We start from the raw sequence: 6,206 nt of genomic DNA on the forward strand, positions 1-6,206 counted from the left end.
AGCTGATATAGGAGCCGACTATGCCACGTGCCGTATCGAACGTTCCGCGCCTGAAGCGGAAGAAGCAGATCCTCAAGCACGCAAAGGGCGCCTTCGGCGCTCGCTCCAAGCTCTGGCGTCCCGCAAAGGAAACCGTCGAGCGCGGATGGAAATACGCGTACCGGGACCGCAAGAACAAGAAGCGCGAGTTCCGGCGCCTGTGGATCATCCGCATCAACGCGGCTGCCCGCACGCACGACCTTTCGTACAGCAAGTTCATGAACGGCCTGAAGCTGGCCGGCATCGAGATCGACCGTAAGGTGCTGGCCGACCTGGCCATCCGCGAGCCGCTCGCCTTCGAGCAGCTGGCAACGGCCGCCAAGGCCAAGCTGGGCTGATCCGGCCGGGCGGGCGACCGCCCGAACGGAACGAAAGCGGCGCCGGGGGAATTTTCCCCCGGCGCCGCTTCGTCGTATCCGCCATTTGCGCGGCTGGCGAGCCGTCGCGCTCGGCACCGATCGGCGCCTCACGCGGAGTTGAAATGAGAAGGCCGACCCCCGGCCGGTCGCGGCGTAACTAAATTCAGTTCGCCAGGGAATTGACCGTTCACGGGCCCGAGGGCCCCTAGCCGGCGGTCGGCCATGTCGACTCAGGAGAGCTTCCCGAATATAACCGTCAATCTACCGGATCGGCAGTCCCTTTCGCGCCGCCGATCCGTGCGTCGGTCCTCCGGAAGGCGCGGGATTGTGAACTGCAACGCCGGGAGGTATCATCCTTCGCGACACGACGGGGATCTTGAGTAGCCGCGCATCTCCCGCCGTCCATCGCACATCCGCAGTTCGTAGGCCGACGCAGTACAGAACGGTCGGCAAATCCGCATCTCCCGTTCAGTCCACATCCCCGCAGTCCGCATCTCCCGCGGTTCCATCGACCGCAGTCCGCATCGCGTTCGCAGCAGGAAGATCCGCACTCCGCAACTCGCAGCACGGCAGTCCGCCTTCCATCCCCATCTCCCGAGGACATCCGCGTGAGCAGACGAATCCTGAGCCACGAGCCGTACAAGCCGTTCGACAAGGGCGAGAAGCGCTACGACGTGGCCGTGATCGGCGGCGGTGTGAGCGGCGTGTACACGGCGTGGCGCCTCAAGCAGAGCAACCGCAAGCTGAAGGTGGCGCTCTTCGAGTACGGCAACCGCATAGGCGGGCGGCTGTACAGCTACCCCATGCCGGGGATGCCGAACATCAAGGCGGAGCTGGGCGGCATGCGCTGGCTGCTGAGCCACGAGATCGTTGTGGGCCTCATCCGCCACCTGAAGCTGCGCACGCGCGTGTTCCCCATGGGCAAGGACGGCGGCGCGAACAACCTGATGTACCTGCGCCGCCGCCAGCTGCGCGTGAAGGACCTGACGGACCCGGCCAAGGTGCCGTACCTGATGAACCCCGACGAGCAGGGGATGAACCCGGACCAGCTCCAGGCCTACGTGATGGACAGCCTGCTGCCCTTCAACAAGGACCTGAGCGCGACGGACTGGTGGACGGTGCCGGTGCTGAACGGCACGCCGCTGTACAAGCTCGGCTTCTGGAACCTGCTCTACAAGGTGCTGAGCAGCGAGGCGTACCAGTACATGTACGACGCCAGCGGCTACTATACGAACGTGGCGAACTCCACCGCGCCGCTGTCGCTGCCCATCACCGAGTACGACCCGAACAACCAGTACTACACGCTGGACGACGGCTACGAGGAGCTGCCGCGCACCATCGCGCAGCGCTTCCGCGACCTGGGCGGCGAGATCCACATGAACCACCGCCTGGACTCGTTCGGGCGGCGCGGGGCGGACGGGGATTACGCGATGTGCTTCGTGAAGACGGAGACGGACGAGGGCGGCAAGACGCACGACCTGCCCGGCCGGCCCGAGGCGCACCTGGACGCGGAGAAGGTGGTGCTGGCCCTGCCGCGGCGCTCGATCGAGCTGATCCGCTGGAACCGGATGGACGACGGCAGCGAGCTGCGCGACCGGGTGGAGTCGGTCATCAGCCAGGCGGCGTTCAAGATGTTCCTGGGCTACCCGTACCCGTGGTGGCGCGCGCTGGGCGTGGACGCCGGGCGCACGATCACCGACATGCCCATCCGCCAGACGTACTACTTCCAGACCGAGAGCGAGATGGGCGGCGACCCCGAGAACCACAACTCGCTGCTGATGGTGAGCTACAACGACCTGGGCAGCGTGCCGTTCTGGAAGGCGCTGGAGTGGCGCCCCGGCGTGCCCAGGTTCGAGGGTCGCACGGACGACCCGGACTGCGCGGACGCCGACGCCCCGCGCCGCAACTACCACCTGAACGGCGAGCCCGCCGTGCGCCCGCACGAGTTCACCATGAGCAAGGAGATGGTGAGCGAGGCGCAGGACCAGGTGCGCGAGGTGCACGGCCTGAAGTTCGTGCCCGAGCCGTACACCGCCGTCTACCACGACTGGGGCGACGACCCGTACGGCGCCGGGTGGCACGCGTGGAAGGCCGGTGTGGAGTTCTGGGACGTGATGCCTTACATGCGCGGCATTCCCGGCGAGAAGGTGCACGTGTGCGGCGAGGCGTACTCCATCGGCCAGGGATGGGTGGAGGGCGCGCTCCAGACGGCGGAGCTGATGCTGAAGGAGCACTTCGGCCTGAAGCGCCCGGAGTTCATCCCCAAGGAGTACTACGACAAGGAGATGGGCCCGTGACCGCGGCGAAGAAGACCGCTGCCCGCGCCGCATCTTCCGCCAAGCGCCCCGTCGCCCCGTCCGCCGATGTGGCGTCGGCGGATGCGGGTGCGGCTCCGGGAGATGCGGGGCAGTGGACCGTTGCGCGATACCTCGCTACGCGGCTGGCGGAACTGGGCGTGGGGCACCTGTTCGCGGTGCCGGGCGACTACGCGGGCAACTTCCTGTCGCTGATCGACAAGGAGGGCGGGGAGATCGGCATCCGGCGCGTGGGCACGTGCAACGAGCTGGAGGCGGGCTACTCGGCCGACGCGTACGCGCGGCTGCGCGGCGTGGGCGCGGCGTGCGTGACGTTCGGCGTGGGCACGTTTAGCCTGCTCAACGCGCTGGCGGGCTCGTACGTGGAGGAGCTGGCGGTCGTGCTCGTGGTGGGCAGCCCGGCATCTCAATCCCGCACCACGGAGCGGCGCGAGGGCGTGCTCTTCCACCACTCCACCGGCACGCTTACGGCAGACGAGGACTCGGTGCGCAACGTGACCGTGGCGCGCGAGGTGGTGCGCGACCCGCTGCGCGCGCCCGAGCAGATCGACCGCGCCCTCAGCGCGTGCCTCACGTGGCGGCGGCCGGTGTACGTGGAGGTCTTCGCGAACGTGTGGAACCTGCCGTGCGAGGCGCCGCGCGGGCGGCTGGAGCCCGGCACGCTGCCCACGTTGCAGGCTTCGTTGGATGCGGCTCTGGACGCCACGCTGGAGCACCTGTGGAAGGCGAAGCGGCCGGTGATCTGGGCAGGCATGGAGGTGCAGCGCTTCGGGCTTCAGGAACTGCTATTGGAGCTGGTGCGCGAGACGGGCTTCCCCTTCGCGACCGACCTGCTGGGCAAGGGTCTGGTGCCGGAGAACACCCCGGGGTTCGTGGGCTGCTACGACGGCGCGTCGGCGAGCCGCAAGACGAAGCGGCTGGTGGAGAAGGCGGATTGGCTGCTGGGCCTGGGCACGCTGGTGACGGACGACTTCCTGGGGCTGGTGAAGAGCAGCTACGGCACGATGTCGCTGGCGTGGAACGGCTCGGTGCGCGTGGGCACGGCGGTGTGGGACTGCGCACCGCTGCGGACGTTCATGGAGCAGCTCCTGGTCCGCCTGCGCGAGCGGAAGTACGGCGCGCCCGCCGGGGCGGTGAAGGCGCTGGCCGCGGCGGGTGCACCGGAGCAGGCGCTGCTCGCCTCCGCAGGCGCGGAGACGGCGATGTCCGTCGCCGCGCCGAAGGTGAAGCCGGCGGACCGGCAGGTCACGTACGACCTCTTCTTCCAGCGCATGCGCAAGTGGGTGGACGACTCGATGGTGCTGATGGCGGACACGACCATCGCGCTGTACTCGGCCGCCGAGCTGCCGGTGAACACGCGCGACGGCTTCATCGCGCAGGCGGCGTGGAACTCCATCGGGTACACGACGGGCGCGTGCCTGGGCGCCGGGTTCGCGGACCCGTCGCGGCGGCCGGTCGTCTTCACCGGCGACGGGGGATTCCACATGGTCGCGCAGGCGCTGGCGGACGTGGTGCGCGCCAGGCACGGCACCGTGGTCTTCATCTTCGACAACGCGCTGTACGGAATCGAGCAGGCGTTCGTGAACGTGAAGTTCTTCACCGAAGGCGAGCCGGTGGAGGATTTCGACCTGCTGCACCGCTGGGATTACGCGCGCCTTCCAGAGGTGTTCGGCGGCGGGTGGGGCGCGACGGTGAACACCATGGGCGAGCTGGACTCGGCGCTCAAGCAAGCGAAGGCGAACACGGACAAGCTGTCCATCATCGCGCTCCGCATCCCACAGAACGACATCACCAAGCAGATGATCGAGCAGGTCGGCTGATCCTCCGCAGCACATCTACCGACACGTGAATCCCCCGGCCGCCGCGAGGCAGCCGGGGGATTCGGTTATTCGGTCCGCATCTCCCGTCGCTGCCGGGAAGACGGTGCGGTCAGTAGTTGCGCAGCGAGATGCTGTTCAGCACCACCTGTGGCGAGACGCCGGTCCACCCGCCCTCGTTGGTGAGCGCGACGCTGTTCGTCTGCCCGAGGTTCACGTAGTTGGAGATGTCGAACGTGTAGCTGTACGCGCCGCCGCCCGATACGTAGTAGTTGTCCGACGAGTTGTTGTTGGACGTGAAGTCCGGGCTCCAGAACAGCCCCCACAGCGAGTAGCCCGCGCCCCGGTTGTCGTACCAGTTCTCCGTGCGGTTGCTGTTCGGGTAGTAATAGCTCGTGCCCTTGGTGAGCGTGTTGGCGGCGATCGCCACCCCGTTGACCTTCACGTTCAGCACCGAGCCGTTGCCAGCCGTGCCGTACGGGTAGTTGATGCGGCCGTCGAAGCTCAGGTACACGGGGCCCGACGACGGGATCTGCACGCTGTACGTGACCCCGCTGGACACGCTCAGGTTGGTGTTCGAGGAGAGCAGCTCGTACCCGCCCGAGGTCAGGCGGTGCGCCGGCCCCTGCTTGGGGGCGATGGGATCTGCCGGGCTGTCCGAGCATCCTGCGATGCCCAGCGTGGCGGCGGCGACGAGGATGTGGCTGGCGTAGCGCAACAGCTTTCTCATGAGGACCTCCTGAGAAGTGATCCCGAGCCACCCGTCCGGCGGTCGCCGGGGGTAAGCTCACAATGCGCCTTCACAATGAACGGATCGCGTCCGAATGTCAACAGTTGTGTCTTAAAGCGTGCGTTTGTATGTTGACGTGCTGTTGGAATTTAGGGCGATGGTGGACCGGTTTCACCATCTGAATAGCGCGTTTCCCGCTGATTCTGTCCGGGGATGATTTCTCTCCGCGTCGATTTATCTCGCTGCTCCGATCGTTTTCACGCTCGCACACTCCCCTGCGACTGTAGGGGCTGCGATTGATCGCGCCCGAAGCCTTTCCGCCGCGCAGCAGGTGCGGGAACACGGGATGTGCATCTGATGGCGTCACGGGTGGTCCGGTCGGGTTTCCGCGGATGGCGGCAGCGCTTAACTTTCTATTTGTCAGTCGACACTCCTGACAGACCGAACAGCGTAATCCCCACAGGAAGAAACCAGGATGGCCGACCAGATCCGCGTTCGCTTTGCGCCCAGCCCCACGGGATACCTGCACGTGGGCGGCGCCCGCACGGCGCTGTTCAACTGGCTGCTGGCGAAGAAGCACGGCGGCGTGTTCGTGCTGCGCATCGAGGACACCGACCGCGAGCGCAGCAACGACGAGAGCACGCGCACCATCCTGGAAGGCATGACCTGGCTAGGCCTCACCTGGGACGAGGGCCCGTTCCACCAGGCCGACGGCTTCGCGCGCCACCAGGCCGACGCGCGCCGCCTGCTCGCCGATGGCAAGGCGTACCGCTGCTTCTGCACGGCCGAGGAGCTGAACGCGGCGCGTGCCGCCGCCGGCAACGAGTACCGCTACGACCGCCGCTGCATGGCGATCCCGCCGGCGGAGAGCGAGTCGCGAGCGGAGGCGGGCGAGCCGTTCACCGTGCGCTTCCGCGTGCCCGAGGGGACGACGGAGTGGGACGAC

The 6,206-nt window shown here is 67.2% G+C and carries 5 protein-coding genes; 4 read left to right on the forward strand and 1 reads right to left on the reverse strand.

The genetic code is table 11. From position 1 onward, the window contains the following. Positions 1–20: 20 nt before the first annotated feature. The 3 genes from rplT (at position 21) to VFE05_24395 (ending at position 4,533) form a co-directional block, all read left to right on the forward strand. Positions 21–377, forward strand: a complete 357-nt coding sequence (gene rplT / locus VFE05_24385) for a 50S ribosomal protein L20 (GenBank protein ID HET6233237.1) — start codon at positions 21–23, stop codon at positions 375–377. Positions 378–1,006: 629 nt separating this feature from the next. Beyond that, positions 1,007–2,695, forward strand: a complete 1,689-nt coding sequence (locus VFE05_24390; GenBank protein HET6233238.1) for an FAD-dependent oxidoreductase — start codon at positions 1,007–1,009, stop codon at positions 2,693–2,695. Continuing rightward, entirely contained in the window at positions 2,692–4,533 is a 1,842-nt protein-coding gene (locus VFE05_24395) for a thiamine pyrophosphate-binding protein (protein ID HET6233239.1), read from the forward strand. Before VFE05_24390 ends, VFE05_24395 begins: the two co-directional genes overlap by 4 nt. Positions 4,534–4,642: 109 nt before the next feature. On the opposite strand, the gene VFE05_24400 is transcribed toward VFE05_24395, so the two are convergent. Then, the gene (locus VFE05_24400; protein ID HET6233240.1) at positions 4,643–5,260 is read right to left on the reverse strand and encodes a hypothetical protein; all 618 of its coding nucleotides are present in this window, start codon (positions 5,258–5,260) and stop codon (positions 4,643–4,645) included. 475 nt (positions 5,261–5,735) lie between these two features. On the opposite strand from VFE05_24400, the gene VFE05_24405 reads away from it, so the two are divergent. After that, positions 5,736–6,206 (forward strand): glutamate--tRNA ligase family protein (locus tag VFE05_24405; protein ID HET6233241.1); only part of this gene is annotated, 471 nt, incomplete at its 3' end.

The organism is Longimicrobiaceae bacterium, from assembly GCA_035696245.1.
GTDB lineage: Bacteria > Gemmatimonadota > Gemmatimonadetes > Longimicrobiales > Longimicrobiaceae > DASRQW01.